16 protein-coding genes are annotated in these 18625 nt (G+C 65.7%); 12 read left to right on the forward strand and 4 right to left on the reverse strand.

Going from position 1 to position 18625, the window contains the following annotated elements; translation table 11 throughout:
* Position 1: 1 nt before the first annotated feature.
* Complete coding sequence (locus IVB46_RS06305) at positions 2-436, reverse strand: hypothetical protein (RefSeq protein ID WP_028148540.1); 435 nt, start codon at positions 434-436, stop codon at positions 2-4.
* A gap of 79 nt (positions 437-515) precedes the next feature.
* Between IVB46_RS06305 and IVB46_RS06310 the strand changes: the two genes are divergently transcribed.
* Positions 516-1103: a hypothetical protein gene (locus tag IVB46_RS06310; RefSeq protein WP_247309196.1), complete on the forward strand. Its 588-nt coding sequence runs from the start codon at positions 516-518 to the stop codon at positions 1101-1103.
* Between the two features lie 62 nt (positions 1104-1165).
* Positions 1166-1765 carry a YdcF family protein gene (locus IVB46_RS06315; protein ID WP_247342331.1) on the forward strand — a complete coding sequence of 200 codons (600 nt, stop codon included), beginning with the start codon at positions 1166-1168 and terminating at the stop codon, positions 1763-1765.
* A 70-nt stretch (positions 1766-1835) separates the two neighbouring features.
* Here the strand turns inward: IVB46_RS06315 and IVB46_RS06320 are convergent, their stop codons facing one another.
* Positions 1836-3179 carry a PLP-dependent aminotransferase family protein gene (locus tag IVB46_RS06320; RefSeq protein WP_014493975.1) on the reverse strand — a complete coding sequence of 448 codons (1344 nt, stop codon included), beginning with the start codon at positions 3177-3179 and terminating at the stop codon, positions 1836-1838.
* Positions 3180-3364: 185 nt separating this feature from the next.
* Here IVB46_RS06320 and IVB46_RS06325 point away from each other — a divergent pair, with 185 nt between their 5' ends.
* On the forward strand, positions 3365-3601 hold the full coding sequence (locus tag IVB46_RS06325; protein ID WP_071912174.1) for a DUF1127 domain-containing protein: 237 nt from the start codon (positions 3365-3367) through the stop codon (positions 3599-3601).
* A gap of 150 nt (positions 3602-3751) precedes the next feature.
* Here the strand turns inward: IVB46_RS06325 and IVB46_RS06330 are convergent, their stop codons facing one another.
* Positions 3752-4177 (reverse strand): universal stress protein, encoded by a 426-nt coding sequence (locus tag IVB46_RS06330; RefSeq protein ID WP_071917342.1) that lies wholly within the window; start codon positions 4175-4177, stop codon positions 3752-3754.
* A gap of 60 nt (positions 4178-4237) precedes the next feature.
* Positions 4238-4774: a histidine phosphatase family protein gene (locus IVB46_RS06335; protein ID WP_247309197.1), complete on the reverse strand. Its 537-nt coding sequence runs from the start codon at positions 4772-4774 to the stop codon at positions 4238-4240.
* A gap of 93 nt (positions 4775-4867) precedes the next feature.
* On the opposite strand from IVB46_RS06335, the gene IVB46_RS06340 reads away from it, so the two are divergent.
* The 9 genes from IVB46_RS06340 (at position 4868) to IVB46_RS06380 (ending at position 18553) form a co-directional block, all read left to right on the forward strand.
* Entirely contained in the window at positions 4868-6304 is a 1437-nt protein-coding gene (locus IVB46_RS06340) for an FAD-binding oxidoreductase (protein ID WP_247309198.1), read from the forward strand.
* A 108-nt stretch (positions 6305-6412) separates the two neighbouring features.
* Complete coding sequence (gene msrB / locus IVB46_RS06345) at positions 6413-6925, forward strand: peptide-methionine (R)-S-oxide reductase MsrB (RefSeq protein ID WP_247342334.1); 513 nt, start codon at positions 6413-6415, stop codon at positions 6923-6925.
* 291 nt (positions 6926-7216) lie between these two features.
* Positions 7217-9496 (forward strand): flagellar hook-basal body complex protein, encoded by a 2280-nt coding sequence (locus IVB46_RS06350; protein ID WP_247309199.1) that lies wholly within the window; start codon positions 7217-7219, stop codon positions 9494-9496.
* Between the two features lie 34 nt (positions 9497-9530).
* The gene (gene flgK / locus IVB46_RS06355) at positions 9531-11414 is read left to right on the forward strand and encodes a flagellar hook-associated protein FlgK (RefSeq protein WP_247309200.1); all 1884 of its coding nucleotides are present in this window, start codon (positions 9531-9533) and stop codon (positions 11412-11414) included.
* A 19-nt stretch (positions 11415-11433) separates the two neighbouring features.
* Positions 11434-13308, forward strand: a complete 1875-nt coding sequence (locus tag IVB46_RS06360) for a flagellar protein (protein ID WP_247342337.1) — start codon at positions 11434-11436, stop codon at positions 13306-13308.
* 72 nt (positions 13309-13380) lie between these two features.
* Positions 13381-14163, forward strand: coding sequence for a hypothetical protein (locus tag IVB46_RS06365; RefSeq protein WP_247309202.1), 783 nt, complete (start codon positions 13381-13383; stop codon positions 14161-14163).
* Positions 14153-15802, forward strand: coding sequence for a hypothetical protein (locus tag IVB46_RS06370; RefSeq protein ID WP_247309203.1), 1650 nt, complete (start codon positions 14153-14155; stop codon positions 15800-15802). The genes IVB46_RS06365 and IVB46_RS06370 overlap by 11 nt, the downstream gene beginning before the upstream one ends.
* A 1-nt stretch (position 15803) precedes the next feature.
* On the forward strand, positions 15804-17057 hold the full coding sequence (locus tag IVB46_RS06375; protein WP_247309204.1) for a hypothetical protein: 1254 nt from the start codon (positions 15804-15806) through the stop codon (positions 17055-17057).
* Positions 17054-18553, forward strand: coding sequence for an aspartate aminotransferase family protein (locus IVB46_RS06380; RefSeq protein ID WP_247309205.1), 1500 nt, complete (start codon positions 17054-17056; stop codon positions 18551-18553). The genes IVB46_RS06375 and IVB46_RS06380 overlap by 4 nt, the downstream gene beginning before the upstream one ends.
* Positions 18554-18625 lie beyond the last annotated feature (72 nt).

Consider the following 18625-nt stretch of genomic DNA (forward strand, 5'->3'; position numbering starts at 1 on the left):
TCTAGCCGCGGCGTAGCGCGAAATGCGCGCCGCAAAACGCCATCACGGCGCCAAGACATAGCGCGGCCAGCCCGGCGAGCACGCCCGAGACGGACGGGATCGGGCTCGGCGCCGCGGCCACCTGGCCCGCACCGGCAAGCAGCAGCACGCCGACCGCGATCAGGAATTGCCGCATCCGCTGCGGGATCTGCCCGGAGACGGCGCTTTGCATCAATGTCGCCGTGAAATAGCCGCCGGAGAAACCGACCGTGGCAATCAACCACCAGGCGATCGCTGCGCCCGCGGGTATGAATTCGTGCGTGTCGGAATGCCAGAGCCCGCCGAGATCGAGCCCGTAGCGCGCGCCCAGCATGTGCACCGCGAGCGCGAGCAGCACTCCGGAGATCACGGCAGCGCCGAGAATCAGGCGGCGCGGAAAAAAGGTCGTCTCAGCCATGCCCCGCTTGTAGGATGGGCGAGGGCGATCGCGCAAGCCGATCGCAGGCGGGATTGCGCGGACGGGATTGATTGTGGGGATGCAGGTTTCGGGAGCGCAAGGCCCGTCGGTCACGAGCTACGCCTACAAGGCGTCGCTGATCGGCTCTGCGCATCGTTTCGAGCTGACGGACGCGGGCCTGTCCTGGCACATCGCCGGCCGCTCCGGCCTGTGGCGCTATGACGAGATCTCGGCGATCCGGCTGTCGTTTCGCCCGGTGTCGATGCAGCAGCACCGCTTTCGCGCCGATGTCAGCCACGCCGGCGGCGGCCGCATCAGGATCCTGTCGACGAGCTGGCAGACCGCGGCGCTGATGGCGCCGCAGGACAACGGTTTTCGCGATTTCATCATCGAATTGCACGCACGGATGGCCCAAGCCGGCAGCCGCGCCGAATTGACCGCAGGCCTCGGCCGCAAGACCTATGCGGCGGTGCTGGCCTTCCTGGCGGTGCTGACGGTGGCGATGACGGGGCTTCTGATCCGCGCGCTCATGATCGGGGAGTTCGCCGGCGCCCTGTTCATCATCGGCTTTGCCGCACTGTTCGCCTGGCAGGTCGGCGGCTTCGTGCGGCGCAACCAGCCGCACAGCTACAGCTTTGATCGTGTGCCGAAGGCGTTGCTGCCTTAGGTGCAATCGGCGGCAATCAAACGTGACTTCGCGCTCCTGCGCCGGTGTCGCATCGTGCTGTCATGCCAACCATGGATCGCAACAGGCGCCAGCCTACAGCGGATGAGATCGTCGAAATCAACCGCACGCATCTGATCGATACGCCGCTCCGGCCGGCCGATCTGTTGTTCATGTTCGGCACCCGCGAGGACGTTGGCTTGCGCGCCGACACCGCCGCGAGGCTGTGGCGCGAGGGCCTTTTCCGCTGGTCGATTGTCAGCGGTGGTGTGACGCCGGGCTCGGAGCAATCTGAGTGCACCATCATCAAGGCAGCGATGGTCGCGGCCGGCATTCCCGCGGACCTCATCCTCGAGGAACATCGCGCGATGAACACCGGCGAGAACGTGATCTTCTCGCTGCCGATCATTGATGCGGCGCTTGGGCTGCGAAACATCCGGAGCGTGATCTGCCTCGGCAACACCTGGACGGCGCGCCGCTACCCGATGACGCTGCACCGGCACTGGCCTGAAGCCGAGAAGATGCTGCTCACCGTCGACAGCTTTGCGACGCCGCGCGCGCTCTGGCACACCGATGTCGAGTTTCGCCGGCGTGTCCTGCACGAATGGGACAAGATCGAGCCGTACAAGGCGAGGGGCTTTATCGCGGAATGGCCGGCGGCCTGAGCGGCGAAGGGCCGGATCTTTGTCGCGACGCGTTTTCGAACCGGTATCACTTCGCTCGCAACGCTCTGGCTTACTCAGTCGAGTCGAAATCCTCTTCCTTGGTACCGAGCAGCGACACGAGCGTGCGCAGGCCGGAATCGAGCTGCTCGAGCGAGGGCGGGGCGAGCGCGAGCCGCACCGCGTTCGGTGCGTGTCCATGCGCAATTGCAAACGTCGAGGATGGCGTCAGTGCGATGCCGCGCCGGGCAGCTGCGGCGACGAAGGTCTGCGAGCGCCAGTGCGGCGGCAGTGTCAGCCAGAGATGATAGGAGCGGGCGTCGGCCGCGATCTGGTAGCCGGCAAGCAGCCTTGCCGCGGTCTGCTGCCGGCGCGCAGCGTCGATCCGTTTCAGCCGCGTCAGCTCGGCGACGGTGCCGTCGGCCATCAGCCGCTGCCCGGACGCCAGCGCATGGCCCGAGGCGATCCAGCCGCCGGTCCGGACCGCGCTCATCACGCTCTCGCGCAGATGCGGCGGGGTCACGAGGATGCCGAGCGCGAGGCCGGGTGCGACCTTCTTGGACAGGCTGTCGATCACGATGCAACGGTCCGGCCCGAGCGCTGCCAGCGGCGTGTCGTCGGCGAGGAAGCCGTAGACGGCGTCCTCGATGATGGTGAGATCGAGCTTCTCGGCGACGCGCATGATGTCGGCGCGCCGCGTCGCGTTCATGGTGACGCCGAGCGGGTTCTGGATGATGGGCTGAAGATACAGCGCCGACAGATGCGCTTCGCGATGCGCTTTCTGGATCGCATCGGGACGCGCGCCGTATTCGTCCATCGGAATCGGGACCAGCGTCACGCCGAGCCGGGCCGCGATGCTCTTGACGTAAGGGTAGGTCAGCGCCTCGACACCGCAGCGGCCGCCGGTGGGAACGAGGGCGGCGAGTGCGGCGGCGAGCGACTGCTTGCCGTTGGCGGTGAAGACGATCTGCTCGGCCTGCGGCGTGAAATCCTTGCGCGCGAGATAGGCGACGGCCGCATTGCGCGCGCTCTTGGTGCCGGTGCTGGTCGAGACGCGCAGGGCGGATTCGAGCGCATCGACGCGCTCGAGCCCGGCAAGGCTCTTGGCGATCATCGCCCATTGCTGCGGCAATAACGGATAATTGACCTCGAAATCGATCCGCGCGTCGCGCGGCTCGCTCAACGCCTCGACCTCGCGCTTGATGTCGCCGGAGATGAAGGTGCCGCGGCCGACCTCGCCGACGACGAGCCCGCGGCGAAGCAACTCCGTATAAACCCGGCTCGCGGTCGAGACCGCGATGCCGCGGTCATAGGCAAAGTTGCGCTGTGGCGGCAGCCGGTCGCCGGGCCTTAACGTGCCTTTAGTGATATCGGCCGCAATGGCATCGGCAAGCTTCACGTATTCGAACTTGGACATTATTGCACCGAGAGCAATGTTTTACTTGCTCCGAGTAGTGTACTGGAGCATTTAAGTTCCATCAAGTTCCGCGATTGAGCCGAGGAGAGCGAGAGCAATCTGACGGCAAATGAGGTGCAGGCGCTCACAGCGTCCGCGCCAACGGCACCTGCTTCGCTGCGCGGACAATAGGCCGGAGAAGAAAAATGACCACGATCTCGCAAACTGCCGGGCGGAGTTTACGCCCATCCTCGTCGGGCGGATTTTTCAGCACGCTCGCCAACGTCGCCCATGCGCTGTTCGACCGCCTGGAGCGCCGCTCTGCCGTCAAGACGCTGAACGAGCTCGACGACCACGCCTTGCGCGACATCGGGATCACGCGCAGCCAGATCGAGGACGCCGTCTACGGGCAGTTCAAGGCCGAGCTGACGCGGTATCTGTGAGTTTGTTCGGTCACCACGCCCGCAAGTCCGGGCGTGGTGACAATGCCTCCGCGTCGTCATTGCGAGCGGAGCGAAGCAATCCAGACTGCCACCGCGGAAAGACTCTGGATTGCTTCGCTACGTTCGCAATGACAGCGTTTGTTGTGGCGCTCAGTGCCTGACCACCAGCACCGAGCACTTGGCGTAGCGCACGACGTGCCCGGCATTGGAGCCGAGGAAATAGGTGCGCATCGCCGGCCGGTGCGAGGTCATCACAATCAGGTCGGCCTTCATGTGCATGGCCTCCTCCAGGATCTCATGATAGATGCCGCCCTGTCGCACCACGCTGGAAATGCGCCCCGTCTCGATGCCTGACTCCCGCGCGACGATGGCGAGCGCTTCCTCGGAGGTCTGGCGCTGCTGCTCGTCGAAATCGGCCGGGACGTATTCGGCGAGCATCACCGGCGTCATCGGCAGCACGTTGAGCAGTCGTATCGATCCGCTCCAGGTCTGCGACAGCGTTATCGCGGTCGCGAGCGCCGGCTTGGCCAGATCGGTGTCGGCGAGGTCGATGGGCACGAGGATGGACTTGAACATCTGCGCCTCCCAATTGACCAAGCTGGGATCAACCGGTCGAGACGGCGCGCCCCGCGCGTCTCAACCCGATCGAAGCAGCTTGGGGCTGACGAACAGCACCAGTTTGCCGCGGCGGTAGGCCACGTCACCCCAATCCTTGACGTCAAAGTCGAAGACCGCAAGCCCCGACGTGGGCAGATTGTGAGCGAGCGCCTTGGCGCCGGCCGGATCGCCGCCGCCCATCAGCATCAGCGCGGCCTCGTGCATGCCGGGATTGTGGCCCACCAGCAGCAACTGCTTCGGGTTGGCCGGAACGGTTGCAGTGCGAATGGATTCCAGGATCTGGGCGGGATCGGCGCCGTAGAGTTCGGGCAGGACCTCCACCTGCGGCGCTGCGACGCGGTCCTTCATCGTCTCCCAGGCAGTGTCCCAGGTCTGCCGGGCCCGGACGGCGTGCGACACCAGCACGGCCTTGGGGAAGGGGGGATGGGTGGCGAGCCAATCCCCGATCTGCGCGGCATCCTTGTGGCCGCGGTCGTCGAGGCGACGATCCTGGTCACGGCCGCTCGGCGCGTCAGTCTCGGTCTTGGCGTGACGCAGCAGCATCAAACGGCGCATGGCATTCTCGAATCGTTACGCGTCCAGAATAATCTACAGGCGCCGGTTGAGGACAAGGTGACAAGGGCCCGATCGGTCCTTTAAGGAAACGACATGAGCGAGACTTTCACAAGCGTATCCCAGGAAGAAGCCGGCTTTCGTGAACGCACGCGACTGTCGTTTGATCTCGACGCCGACATCTGCGTGATCGGGGCCGGGCTTGCCGGGCTCTCCATCGCGCTGGAGGCAGCCCGGCTCGGAGCCAGCGTCGCGGTGCTCGAGGGCCGCCATATCGGCTGGAACGCCTCCGGAAACCAGCTCGGCACAGTGATGCCTGGCTTTGCGCTGCCGCTCGCCGATTTGATCGAGCGCATCGGCTTCGAGGACGCGCGCGAATTGTGGACACTGGCGAAGGAGGGCGCCGAGTTCGTCCGGGCCAACGCCACCGAAGAGAACATGCCCGGCATTGGCCCGAGCGATGGCGTGCTGGAGGTCTCCAACGTCGATGCCGGCGACCGGCTGATCAGCCGGTTGCAGGTGCTCCACGAGGATTTCGACACGGAGGTCGAGGGCTGGCAGGTGGATCGCGTCCGCGAGGCGCTCAAGACCGACCGTTACTTCCACGGCGTCTATTATCCCCGGGCATTCCAGCTCGACGGCCGCAAATATGTGCACGGCCTCGCAGCGCTGGCGCGGCGAGCGGGAGCGCGCATATTCGAGGATACGCCGGTCGTCAGCATCGATCATTCCGGCATCCGCAAGCGCATCGTCACGCCCTCGGCGCGGCTGCGCGCCACCCACATCGTGCTCGCCGGCAACATCCACCTCGGAGCGCCCTTGAGGCGCCTGTCGGAGACGCTGCTGCCGGTCTGGCGCTATGCCGGGATTACCGCGCCGCTCGGCGAGCGCGTGCACGAGATCGTGGCGTTCACGGGATCGGTGATGGATTCCGACGGGGTCGACCATTTCCGTGTCGTCGACGGCGACCGCCTGATGTGGGAAAGCCCCGAGACCACCTGGGCCGCGCGTCCGCAGCGCTTTGCGGGCGCGGTCAGGCGGCGGATCAGATCGATTTTCCCCCAGTTCGGCGATGTCGAGATCACCGACATGTTCGGCGGCGTCACCGGCCAGACCGTGCACGGCATGCCGCAGATCGGCCAGTTGCGCAAAGGCCTGTGGGTGGCGAGCGGGTTCGGCCGCCAGGGCATGAACACCTCGGCCATGGCCGGGCAGCTGATCGCGCGCAGCATTTTGTGGGGTGACGAGCGCTGGAAGCTGTTCTCGCCGTTCGAGCTGGTCTGGGCGGGCGGCACGACCGGGCGGGTCGCGGGCCAATTGGTGGGAGTTTGGGGCAGGGCGAGTTCCGCCGCCGCAGGCTCGCTCGCCCGCTACCGCGAGCGTGCGCGGGTCAAGGACCGGGAACGCGAGGCGCGCCTCGCTGAAGCCAACCGGGCCGCCGGCACTGGTCCTCGCCGTCCGCCGCCCGGCGTCCGGCCGCGGCCGACCCCTCCGCCGAAACCTATGGCCGAGGATGTGGAACCGGCCTCGTAGGACCAGGGTGTCTCGCGATAAGTTGAGAAAAACCCCGCCCGGACGTGTAACGTCGGCCGTTAGAGCCCGTATCTCAGAGCGTGGACTCCCCCGCGCACGGAGAATCAGATGTTTGACCGCCGCATCCTGCTGACAACTGTTGCCGGCCTGTTCGGCCTTTCGGCCTTCCGCTGGTTGAGAGGAACGCCCGCCGAGGCTGGAGAGAAGGCCGCGCAAAAATTCGAGATCGAGAAGACGGACGCCGAGTGGCGCGCCCAGCTCACCCCGCAGCAATATGAAATCCTCCGTAAGGAGGGCACCGAGAGGCCAGGCTCCAGCCCGCTGCTCAAGGAACACCGCAAGGGCATCTTCGCCTGCGCCGGCTGCGACCTGCCGCTGTTCGCATCCGACACCAAGTTCGAGAGCGGCACGGGTTGGCCGAGCTTCTACCAGCCGATCGAAGGCAATGTCGGCAAGACGGAGGACCGTACCTTCGGCATGGTGCGCACCGAAGTGCATTGCCGGCGCTGCGGCGGCCATCTCGGCCACATCTTCGACGACGGTCCGAAGCCGACCGGATTGCGCTATTGCATCGACGGTTTCGGGCTCGTCTTCCACCCGGCCGCCGCGTCGGCAACGTAGGTCTCGCTGGAGTCATTCCGGAGCGATGCGTGATCATCGAATCCGGAATCTCGAGCTTCTCAGGTGCGCAATTGCGCACCTGAGTTCGGTGCTGCGGGCCGCCCCGGAATGACCCGATGCCCCGGCAATTGTTGCCGGCCCGGCAATTGTGCCCCGGTCATCGGACCGGGGCCTTCCCATTCAAGTCATTGATTTCCTGAGAATACCCGCATTGGCATAGCCCTTGCGACTGTCTCTTCCGACTGCGGCCATGGTCGACCGGCCGCCGAGATCGGATCTGGAGACAAAGTTATGGGTATCTTCGATGCAATGAACACCTCGGTGGGTGGCCTGCAGGCGCAGTCCTACGCGCTGCAGAACATTTCAGGCAACATCGCGAACTCATCCACCACCGGTTACAAGGGCATCGGCACCAGCTTCGTCGATCTCATCCCCGACGCCTCGGTCCCGAGCAAGCAGGTCGCGGGCGGTGTGACGGCCAACGCCAAGGCGACCATCACCACCCAGGGTACGATCTCGTCCTCCTCCGTCGCGACCAACATGGCGATCACCGGCGACGGCTTCTTCTCGATCCAGAAGGCGACTAACGTCGTCGACAACTTGCCGCAGTTCAGCGGCGTCACCTACTACACCCGCCGCGGCGACTTCCAGCTCAATTCCAACGGCAATCTCGTCAATGGCGCCGGCTACTACCTGATGGGTGTCACGGTCGACCCCAAGACCGGCAACCCGACCGGCAATGTGGCGTCCGTCCTGAAATTCCAGAACAACTTCATCCCGGCACAGGCGACAACCTCGATCCAGTACGCCGCGAACCTGCCGAGCGTGCCGAACACGGGGGCGAGCTCGACCGCGGCGAGCGGCACGCTGCTGGCGGCCGGCGGCCTGAACCCGTCCGATTTCGCCGCCAACCCGCTGATCGTCGGCACGCCGCCGCCGCCCTATTCGAATGCGACGGTCTCCGGCGCGGCGGCCACCGGCAATCTGCGCTCGGCCTATACGGCGACGACCGCTACTGGCTCGGTGGCACTGCTGGACAGCGCTTCGGCGGTGGCAACTGGCAGCACGTCTCTCGATGCGGGCTTGGCCACGCATCTCAACACCAGCCTTCTCACCAACCTGGCCGGCAAGTCGTTGACGGTCAACGGCCAAACAATCAACTTCGACAACACCGTCTCGGGCGTTTCGACGGTTGCGGGCCCCCCGGCGGTCACTACGGTTGGTCTGAAGTCGCCCACCAGCGCACTGATGTCGGATGTCCTCAGCGCGATCGCGTCTGGAGCCGGCGTTCCCGCCTCCAGCGTGACTATGAATGCCAGCGGCAACATCCAGATCACGACCAGCACCACGGCCGACGTGACGATCGGCGGCACTGCGGCAGGATTGCTCGGCGTCAGCAGCGTGACGCGCGGCGGTAACGTGCTGTCCACTCCCGCGATTACGAGTGGTACACAGCTCGGCGGCACCGCGACGCCCGGCGGGGCGGAAGTCCTCTCGACGCCCTTCGTGGTCGGCAACACGATCCAGGTCAACGGCACGGGAGCTGCCAATACGATCACCTTCGTGGCCTCCGGCGCTACCCCTCCGAACCAGATCAACATCACCGACTCCATAGCGACTCTGCTCAGCCAGATCGACACGCTCAGCGGAGCGAGCGGTTCTTCGATCAGCAACGGCGTGATCACCCTGAATACCGGTATCGCCAATCCCACCTTGACGGTGACGAGCCCCAACAACAGCAGCGCCTTCGCCGCGCTCGGCTTCACGTCGTCCATCTCCAAGAACCGCGGCGGTGGCGGCACTGCCGGCACCGGCGGCGTGATCGGCAACGACATCGCCACGTTCACCAAGGAATCGATCAGCGGCGGTGCGGTCACCGCCTACAACGCCGCGGGCACGCCGGTGAACCTGCAGCTGCGTTGGGCCAAGACCGACAGCGCCTCGCTGGGCACCGGCCATTCCGACACCTGGAACCTGTTCTACCAGACCGATCCGAATGCGACCGGCACGACGGTCGGCTGGGTCAACACCGGGCAGGCCTTCACCTTTGCTAGCGACGGCTCGCTGACCTCGCCGAGCGGATCGGGCATCACCATCAACAACGTCAGCGTCGGCGGCCAGTCGCTCGGCTCGGTCGCCTTCAACATGTCCTCGGGCGGGCTGACGCAATATGCCAGCACCAGCGGCGCGGTGACGATCAACACCATCACGCAGAACGGCTACGCCGCCGGTCAGCTCCGCTCGGTTGCCGTCAACAACAGCGGCCTCGTGGTCGGCACCTTCTCCAACGGCCAGAACCTCAACCTCGCCCAGGTGACGCTGTCGCACTTCAACGGCACCAATTACCTCAAGGCCCTCGACGGCGGCGCCTACGCCGCGACCGAACAGTCGGGCACAGCGATCGACGGCGCGTCGGGCAGCATCAGCGGCTCGTCGCTGGAAGGCTCGAACACCGACATCGCCGACGAATTCACCAAGCTGATCGTGACCCAGCAGGCCTATTCGGCCAACACCAAGGTGATCACGACAGCGAATTCGATGGTGCAGGATCTCTTGAACGTGTTGCGCTGATCGGCGCGTGACGTAACCAAAGGCGGCTAGTGATATGGGTTTGAGTTCAGCCCTCGCCAGTGCGATGAGCGGTCTGCGTGCCAACCAGGCCGCGCTCTCGATCGTCTCCTCGAACGTCGCCAACTCGCAGACGCCGGGTTACGTCGTCCAGAGGCCGAACCAGATCGAGGTCACCACCGGCGATTTCGGCTCGACGGCGATGACGACCGGCGTCAGCCGGGAGCTCGACACCTTTGTGCAGAACCAGCTGCGCACCGAGACCGGCGGCAGCGGTTACGCCGACCAGATGGCCAACATCCTGAAGCAGCTTCAGAGTGTCTACGGCACGCCCGGCAACAGCGGCACGCTCGAAACCGCGCTGAACAAATTCACCACGGCGTTGCAGGCGCTGTCGACCAGCGCCGGCTCGTCGTCGGCGCAGACGGTTGCCCTCGGCGCGGCGCAGGCGTTGGCGAAGCAGCTCAACGTCACCACCAACGGCATCCAGTCGCTGCGCTCCAACGTCGAGCAGGATCTCGGCACCTCGGCACAGCAGGCCAACGCGGCGATGCAGCAGGTCGCCGACATCAACACCAAGCTTCAGGGCTTGTCGGCAAACGACCCGTCCGCCGCGACGCTGATGGACCAGCGCGACCAGGCCATCAACACGCTGTCGAAATATGTCGACGTTCGCGTCACCACCGACGGTTCGAACCAGGCCAATATCTACACCACGACAGGCATCCAGCTCGTCGGCGCCGGGCTCGCCTCGCAATTCACCTTTGCCTCCGCCGGCGCGCTGTCGGCGACCTCGCTCTACAACGCCGACCCGGCCAAGTCGGGCGTCGGTGCGCTCAACATCAAGCTGCCGAACGGCTCGCAGCTCGACGTCGTCGCCAACAACGTGGTCTCCTCCGGCCAGATCGCGGCTGATCTCAAGCTGCGCGACCAGACGCTGGTGCAGGCGCAGAACCAGATCGACCAGCTCGCCGCGACGATGTCGAGCGCGCTGTCCGACAAGACCACGGCCGGCAGCACGGTGTCCGGCCCGCCGGCCGGATTCGATCTCGACCTTGCCGGTGCGCAGCCGGGCAATACGGTCAACATCACCTACAAAGACACGGCGACCAACACCCAGCGCCAGATCACGCTCGTCAACGTGACCGATCCGGCGGCGCTGCCGCTCCAGAACGCCACCAATGCCAACCCGATGCGGGTGGGCGTCAATTTCTCCGGCGGCATGAATGCGATCGCCGCTGCGCTCAACACCGCGCTCTCAGGTTCGCACCTGACGTTCTCCGCCGCTCCGTCGCCGGCGACGGCCACGACGCTGCGGGTGACCGATGACAATACCGGCCTTGCCCAGGTCAATTCGGCCTCGACCACCAAGACGATCTCGTCGCTGACCTCGGGCAGCCCGCAGCTGGCGGTGTTCACCGACGGCGGGCAGGCGCTCTACACCGGTGCGATCACCGCCTCGGGCTCGCAGATGACCGGCCTTGCCGGGCGCATCGCCGTGAACACGCAGCTGGTCAGCGATCCCACGCGGCTGTCCGTCTACAACACGTCGCCGGTGACGCCCGCCGGCGACACCACGCGCTCGGACTATCTCTATTCGCAGCTCACCAATGCGGTGTTTTCCTATTCGCCGACGACCGGCCTCGGCTCGGCGAACCAGCCCTTCACCGGCAGCGTCTCGAACTACCTCCAGCAGTTCCTGAGCGTCCAGGCCAACGCCTCGACCCAGGCCACCCAGCTCCAGCAGGGCCAGAGCGTCGTGGTCTCGACGCTCCAGGCCAAGTTCGACTCGACCTCCAGCGTCAATCTGGACTCGGAGATGTCGAACCTGATCCAGCTTCAGAATGCCTATGCCGCCAACGCCCACGTCATGTCGGTGGTGCAGAGCATGATGAACACGTTGATCCAGGCTCAAGTGTAACCAGTACAGGTTCTGAAAGATGTCGATCAGCAGCATCAACTACTCTTCGTCGGTCCTCGGCGCGCAGATCCGCAACATCAATCAGCAGCTCACCGACCTGTCGACGCAGCTCGCGACCGGCAAGCTGTCGCAGAACTATTCCGGGATGGGCACCAACGAGGGCTTTGCGATCGCCGGGCGCTCGCAGCTCTCCAACATCGCCGCCTATACCGACACGATCACGAACGTGAACGTGAACATCAACCTCGCCAATACCGCGCTCCAGTCGCTCACGACGATCCGCAACACGGTGCAGACCGGCTCCGCAAGCACCGCGCAGGATCTCAACGTCAACGGACAGACCGTCGTGCAGAACACAGCCGCTTCGCAGTTCGGTTCGATGGTCGGCGTTCTCAACACGCAGTCGGGCAACCGCTATCTGTTCTCCGGGACGGCGTTCAACACGCAGTCGGTTGCCAATGCCGGCGACATCATCAACGGCACGACCACGCAGGCGGGCTTCAAGACCGTCATGGCGGAACGCCAGGCCGCCGACCTCGGTGCCAACGGCATGGGACGGCTGGTGCAGACGCAGCCGACGCCGAGCTCGGTGCGGGTATCCGAGGACGTCGCCGGATCGCCGTTCGGAATGAAGATCGCGGCGGTGTCCTCGACGCTGACGGGTGCGACGGTCACCGGCCCGAGCGGCTCGCCGGTGTCGTTCTCGGTCGATCTCAACGGCCTCAACCCGAACGATGGCGACAAGCTGAGCGTCCAATTCACGCTGCCGGACGGCACCACCGGGCAGGTCGACCTGACCGCGTCCACGGCCACGCCAACGCCGATCGGCAGCTTCGCGATCGACGCGACGACTCCCGGCAACACCGCCACGAATCTTAACACGGCATTGAACACCGCGATCACGAAGCTCGCCAACACCTCGCTTGTCGCGGCATCCGCGATCACGGCCGGCGACAATTTCTTCAACACCGCAAGCTCCGCGATCGGTGCGCCCGTCAACAACCAGGCGGCCCCGCCGGCTCCGATCAGCGGAGCAACGGCGCTGTCCGGCGCGAGCCCCTCGAACTCGATCTCGCCGGGCTTCGGCGCCGGTGACACCATCACCGTGAACGGCACCACGCTGACCTTCGTTAATTCGGGCGCGACCGGCAACCAGCTCAATGTCGGCGACAGCATCCAGACGCTGATGAGGAAGATCGACCAGATCACGGGCACGTCGAAGCCTTCGACCGTGCATGGCGGCTCGATCACGATCAACACGGACGACGCGGCGAGCCTCAACATCACGACCTCGAACTCGGGCGCACTCAACGCGCTCGGCTTCGGCTCGACGCCGGTCACCGCGACGCAGCCGCCATTGCGCGTCGGTTCTTCACCGGCGAGTTCGGCGACGACGCTGGTCAACGGATCGGCCAATACCGTGAAATGGTACACCGGCAATGACGGGCCCGGCTCGCCGCGCTCCACGGCGATGGCGCGGGTCGATGATTCGGTCACGGTGCAATATGGCGCGCAGGCCAACGAGGACGCGATCCGCCAGCAATTGCAGGCGATCGCCGTGTTCGGGACGTTCTCGACCTCGCCGACCAGCCAGTATGCGGGCGGGCAGGTCTCCGCGCTGAGCCTGCGGGTGACGCAATCGCTGACGAAGCAGCCCGGCCAGCAGCATATCGAGGACATCCAAACGGACCTCGCGATGGCCCAGAACACGATGAAGGACGCAGGCACGCGCCAGACCCAGGCCAAGGCGCAGCTCCAGTCCATCATCGACCAGGCGGAATCGGCCTCGCCGGATCAGGTGGCGAGCGAGCTCTTGTCGCTCCAGAATGCGCTTCAGGCGTCCTACCAAGTTACCTCGAAACTCGCGCAGCTGTCGCTCGTCAAGTTCCTGTAACGGCGCATTAAGACGCCGTTAACCATGCCTCTTTACCTTTTGGTGAGGAGTTGAGCGGGGCGGGGGCCGTCGATGTCGGACAAGATGCAGCTGGTGGTGGCCACGCCGTGCTTCGGCGGGCAGGTCTCGAGCATTTATGCGAGCTCGATCTTCGCGCTCCAGCGCGCCGTGCACGGCATGTCCAATCTCGAGCTCAAGGTGCTCTTGCGCGACGGCGATGCGCTGATCACGCGCGCGCGGGCCAATCTGGCCGCGATGTTCCTCGACGATCCAAAAGCGACCCATTTCCTGTTCATCGACGCCGATATCGGCTTCAAGCCCGAGCAGGTGTTCCGGCTGATCGAATGCGGCGCGGATGTCGTCGCCGGCTGTTATCCGATCAAGCGGGTCAATTGGGACAAGGCGAGGCGGGCGATCGAGTCCGGCCGCACGGATGTGCCGGCGGCCGCGCTCGATTATGTGCTCGAGATCGAGGATCCCGACCGCATCGTGGTGGTCAACGGTTTTACCCGCGTGCGCTACGCCGGCACCGGCTTCCTGATGATCCGCCGCCACGTGCTGGAGGCGATGTGCCGCCATCCCAACTATGCCGGCCTGCAATTCTTCCGTGAGCATTCGCACGACACGCTGGCGGCGAGCCAGAACCGCTTCGCGCTGTTCGAATGCATGATCGATCCGGCGACGGGAACTTATCTTTCCGAGGACTTCGCCTTCTGCAAGCGCTGGACCGACATCGGCGGCGAGATCTGGGCCGACATCGAGAGCTCGCTGGATCACGTCGGGCCGTCGGTGTTCCACGGCGACATCGCCTCGCAATTCGCAGCCGCGCCCGCGGCAGCTGCCGATGCGGCGTGAGCCTTCCGGGATGAGCGCCGGCGCATCCGGTCTGTCAGTCCCCGAGCGCACATTCGACGGCGGCTCGCGCTACCGCCTGCGCGATCTCTTCACGCCATTGGACACGCTGCTCGTCTCCGGCGGAGATCCGCGGCTGGCGCTCGACGCAGAGGATCGCGTCAACGCCTATGGCTGCGCAGCCTCGCCGGAACCGGAGATCTGGAATTTCGCCTCCTCGACGGCATCGACGATCTCGCAACTCGCCTATGACCGCGCCGCGCTGGCGCGCGAAGAGCTGATGCACAGGTGCCTGTTCGACGAGGTCGAGATCGCCTTCGATGCGCGCTGCGAGGACATGCGCGAGGAGTTGCGCGGCCATCTCCAGCTCTCGCCGCGCGTCGACGTCGTGTTCTCGCCGTCCGGGACGGATTCTCAGCTCCACGCCCTGTTCCTGGCGCGTGCGGTGCTCGGCGCCCCGCCAGTGACGATCGTGGTCGGTGCCGACCAGACCGGTAGCGGCACGGCCCATACCGCGCGCGGTCACCATTTCAGCTCCATGACGGCGAGCGGCCTTGCCGTGCGCAAGGACGGCGCGGTTGCCGGACTCGCCGGCGCCAGCGTGACGTTGCCGCTGCTTCGGGCCGGGCCCGGGATCGCGATGCGCGCCGACACCGATGCCGCGGTGCTGGGTGCGATCGAAGCGACGATCGCGCAAGGTGCGCCCGTGCTGCTTCAGATCATGGATTCCTCGAAGCTCGGCTGGCACGCGCCGAGCGTGGCCTGTCTCGACGAGATCGCGCGGCGCTGGCCGCGCAAGGTTCAGGTCGTCGTCGACGCCTGTCAGGCGCTGCTCGGCCGCCGCCGGCTGCGCACCTATCTCGACCGCGGCTATATGGTGCTGATCACCGGCTCGAAATTCTTCGGCGGCCCTGCCTTCAGCGGCGCGCTGCTGGTGCCGAAAGGGTTTTCGCGGTCGCTCGACCGGATAGAGGGGATTGCGCCGGGCTTCTTCGACTATGCCGGCCGCTGCGATTGGCCGATGGCCTGGACGGCGCTGCGCTCACGCTTCGAGCGCCGGCCGAATTTCGGACAATGGCTGCGCTGGGAGGCGGCGCTCGCGGAGATCGGCAGCTACTACGCCGTGCCCGGAGCTTTCCGCGTCAGGGCGCTGGCCGAGCTTGCCGCCGGCATCGACGGCATGATTGCGCTGTCGCCGTCGCTTCAACCCGTTCCAACGGCGACCGAGAAGACTGCCGGGGACGACGAGGAGTTCGCGCACGCCACGATCTTTCCGTTCATGCTGCTGCGCGACGGCAAGCCGGTCTCGATTGCCGAGACCGGCGCCGTCCACCGGGCGCTGCGGCGTGACATGAACGTGGAGATCAGCGGCAGCGCGGCGGACCGGCAGATCGCCGTCCAGCGTAGCCTGATCGGCCAGCCGGTCCGGCTGGAGCGGCAGGACGATGCGCCGCAAGCCGTGCTGCGCCTCTGCGTCGGCGCCCGGCTCGTGACCGAGGCCTGGTCGCCGGATATGGCGCAGGCACGACGCAATGTGCAGCACCTGCTTGATCGCATCGCTCATGTCCTGGTGAAGATTGAGCTGCTGCTTGACCGCGGCGCAGCCGCAACCGCGCCGGAAAAGTCCGCCTTCGAGGTATGAGATGCAGCATCCAGTTTCCGCGCCGATCGGCGTGACCGTGCCGAACTATGCCGACCGCATCGGCTTTGCGCAGCTGACGCGCCAGGCGTTCGAAGGTGTCGATCTGCAGCCACTGCGCGATCAGCTCGTCACGCGGATCACGGAAGGAGCAGCGCACGCGGGCGAAGGCCTTGACCTATCGCTGATCGTCCAGCTACTCGGCGACAAGGCGGCGGGGCTGGCGATCCAGTCGGAGGTGCTGACCTTCCATCAATTGTTTCGCACGCCCGCTGCGGCTCCGAAGCCCGGCTTGCGCGTGCTCGCCCTTGCGGCCGACATCGACATGGGCGGCAACACGCCGATCGAATTCCTGCTCGAAGGCTCCGATTTCGAGCTGCTGACACTCTATGTGACCAAGGATGTCGGCTTGCCTGAAACGTTGCCCGATCACGACGTTGCCATCGTGGTTGCATCCGATTCCGAGGAATGCCGGGAAACGCTCGCCCTGATCGAAAAGGCTGCGCCGCACTGGCCGCGTCCGCTGCTCAATCGCCCCGATCTCATCGGCAACCTCGATCGCGACAAGCTGTATCGGCTGCTGGCGGGCATCGCTGGTCTCGAGATTCCATCAACCATCCACGCGACGCGCGCGCAATTGACGGATCTCGCGCAGGGCCGGGTCGCTTGCGAGGACATCGCCGGCGAATTACGCTTTCCGATGATCGCGCGGCCGCGCGGCACGCATGCCGGTGTCGGGCTCGCGAAGCTCGACGATGCGCCGGCACTCGCGGCCTATCTCTCCGAGCGCGAGGAGCAGGATTTCTTCGTCGCGCGCTTCGTCGATTATGCGAGCCCCGACGGGCTCTATCGCAAATATCGTCTCGCCATGGTCGACGGCAAGCCCTACGCCTGCCACATGGCGATCGCCGATCGCTGGGACATCTGGTATCTCAACGCCTACATGGCGTTCAGCGAGGAGAAGCGGGCTGAAGAGGCCGTCTTCATGCTGGACTTCGACCACGCCTTCGCCGCGCGCCACAAGGCCGCGCTCGACGAGATGAGCCGGCGCGTCGGCCTCGATTATTTCATCGTCGATTGCGCCGAGAACCAGAACCGCGAGCTGCTGGTCTTCGAAGCCGACAACACCGCCGTCGTGCACAACATGGATCCGCCGGTCGTGTTTCCGTACAAGCCGCCGCAGATGCTCAAGATCTTTGCCGCGTTCACGGCGATGCTGTCGCGGCACGCAGGAGAGGGCAAGGCGAGCGCAGCATGAACGAGATCATCCGCAACGCGCAAAGCTCCGTCGCGCAGGCTTCGCTCGATCCGCAGGACTGGAGAGAATTTCGCACGCTCGCCCATCGCATGCTGGACGAGACGATCGACGGCATCGCCAATGTTCGCGCGCGGCCGGTGTGGCAGCCGATTCCCGACGGCATCCGCGCGGCATTGAAGGCCGACGTGCCGCGCGAGGCGAGCGGCCTTGCCGATGTCTATCGCGAATTCGCCGAGCATGTCGCACCATATGCGACCGGCAATGTCCATCCCGGGTTCATGGGCTGGGTGCATGGCGGCGGCACCGCGGTCGGCATGCTCGCGGAGATGCTCGCAGCTGGCCTCAATGCCAATCTCGGCGGGCGCGATCACATGCCGATCGAAGTCGAGCGCCAGATCGTCGCGTGGATGCGGCGCCTGTTTGATTTCCCGGAGACTGCGAGCGGCATCTTCGTCACGGGCACGTCGATGGCCAATTTGATGGCGGTGCTGGTGGCGCGCACCGCTGCGCTCGGGACGCTGGCGCGGCAGCACGGCATCGGCAATGACGGCGCGCTGCTCACGGCCTACACGTCGCGGGCCGCGCATGGCTGTGTCTCCAGGGCGATGGACATCGCCGGGCTCGGCACCGATGCGCTGCGCAAGATCGATGTCGATGCCGATCATCGCATCGACGTCGCCGCGCTACGCGCGCAGATCGCTGTCGACCGCGAGGTCGGCTTCAAGCCGTTTCTCGTCGTCGCTTCCGCCGGCACGGTCGATATCGGCGCGATCGACGACCTCAAGGCCATCGCTGCGCTGTGCCGCGAGGAAGGAATCTGGTTTCACGTCGATGGCGCCTTCGGGGCGCTCGCGATCTTCTCGCCCGAGCTCGCGCCCATGCTAGGCGGCATCGAGCTCGCCGATTCCATTGCGCTCGACTTCCATAAATGGGGGCAGGTGCCCTACGACGCCGGCTTCCTGCTGGTGCGCGACGGCGAGCAGCACCGGCGGGCCTTTGCGCAGCCCGCGGCCTATCTGCGCCGCGAGGCGAGGGGCCTTGCGGCGGGTGCAGTCTGGCCCTGCGATCTCGGCCCCGACCTGTCGCGCGGCTTCCGCGCGCTGAAGACCTGGTTCACGCTGAAGACGTTCGGCACCGACCGGCTGGGTGCGGTGATCGCGCGAAGCTGCGCGCTGGCGAAGTATCTGGAGACGCGCGTGCTGGCCGAGCCGCGGCTGGAATTGCTGGCACCGGTGAACCTCAACATCGTCTGCTTCCGCTACCGCGCCGACGATGCGGTCAATCGCGAGATCGTCGCCGATGTCCAGGAGTCCGGCGTTGCGGCGCCCTCGAGCACGACGCTGGACGGCAGGTTCGCGATCCGCGCTGCCATCGTCAATCACCGTACCGACGAGACGGACATCGACGCGCTTGTGGCCGCGGTGCTGGAGTTCGGCGCGCGGCGGACCGGCGGTGGTCTGATTGAGGTCGAGGCGCCGCCGCTGGCGGCGCAGTGACCAAGCATGCAGCCCAAACGACAACGGCCCCGGAGATGATCCGGGGCCGTTGTCGTTTGGGCAGGCTGATGC

The sequence above is a fragment of the Bradyrhizobium sp. 61 genome, from assembly GCF_023073075.1.
Taxonomy (GTDB): Bacteria; Pseudomonadota; Alphaproteobacteria; order Rhizobiales; family Xanthobacteraceae; genus Bradyrhizobium; species Bradyrhizobium barranii.

Excerpts from the sequence above, each read along its gene's own strand:
- IVB46_RS06330 (WP_071917342.1), bottom strand. The coding sequence starts at position 4,177 with ATGTTCAAGTCCATCCTCGTGCCCATCGACCTCGCCGACACCGATCTG.
- IVB46_RS06375 (WP_247309204.1), top strand. The coding sequence starts at position 15,804 with ATGCAGCATCCAGTTTCCGCGCCGATCGGCGTGACCGTGCCGAACTAT.
- IVB46_RS06335 (WP_247309197.1), bottom strand. The coding sequence starts at position 4,774 with ATGCGCCGTTTGATGCTGCTGCGTCACGCCAAGACCGAGACTGACGCG.
- IVB46_RS06305 (WP_028148540.1), bottom strand. The coding sequence starts at position 436 with ATGGCTGAGACGACCTTTTTTCCGCGCCGCCTGATTCTCGGCGCTGCC.
- IVB46_RS06370 (WP_247309203.1), top strand. The coding sequence starts at position 14,153 with ATGCGGCGTGAGCCTTCCGGGATGAGCGCCGGCGCATCCGGTCTGTCA.
- IVB46_RS06365 (WP_247309202.1), top strand. The coding sequence starts at position 13,381 with ATGTCGGACAAGATGCAGCTGGTGGTGGCCACGCCGTGCTTCGGCGGG.
- IVB46_RS06340 (WP_247309198.1), top strand. The coding sequence starts at position 4,868 with ATGAGCGAGACTTTCACAAGCGTATCCCAGGAAGAAGCCGGCTTTCGT.
- IVB46_RS06325 (WP_071912174.1), top strand. The coding sequence starts at position 3,365 with ATGACCACGATCTCGCAAACTGCCGGGCGGAGTTTACGCCCATCCTCG.
- IVB46_RS06360 (WP_247342337.1), top strand. The coding sequence starts at position 11,434 with ATGTCGATCAGCAGCATCAACTACTCTTCGTCGGTCCTCGGCGCGCAG.
- flgK (WP_247309200.1), top strand. The coding sequence starts at position 9,531 with ATGGGTTTGAGTTCAGCCCTCGCCAGTGCGATGAGCGGTCTGCGTGCC.
- IVB46_RS06320 (WP_014493975.1), bottom strand. The coding sequence starts at position 3,179 with ATGTCCAAGTTCGAATACGTGAAGCTTGCCGATGCCATTGCGGCCGAT.
- msrB (WP_247342334.1), top strand. The coding sequence starts at position 6,413 with ATGTTTGACCGCCGCATCCTGCTGACAACTGTTGCCGGCCTGTTCGGC.
- IVB46_RS06380 (WP_247309205.1), top strand. The coding sequence starts at position 17,054 with ATGAACGAGATCATCCGCAACGCGCAAAGCTCCGTCGCGCAGGCTTCG.
- IVB46_RS06310 (WP_247309196.1), top strand. The coding sequence starts at position 516 with ATGCAGGTTTCGGGAGCGCAAGGCCCGTCGGTCACGAGCTACGCCTAC.
- IVB46_RS06350 (WP_247309199.1), top strand. The coding sequence starts at position 7,217 with ATGGGTATCTTCGATGCAATGAACACCTCGGTGGGTGGCCTGCAGGCG.
- IVB46_RS06315 (WP_247342331.1), top strand. The coding sequence starts at position 1,166 with ATGCCAACCATGGATCGCAACAGGCGCCAGCCTACAGCGGATGAGATC.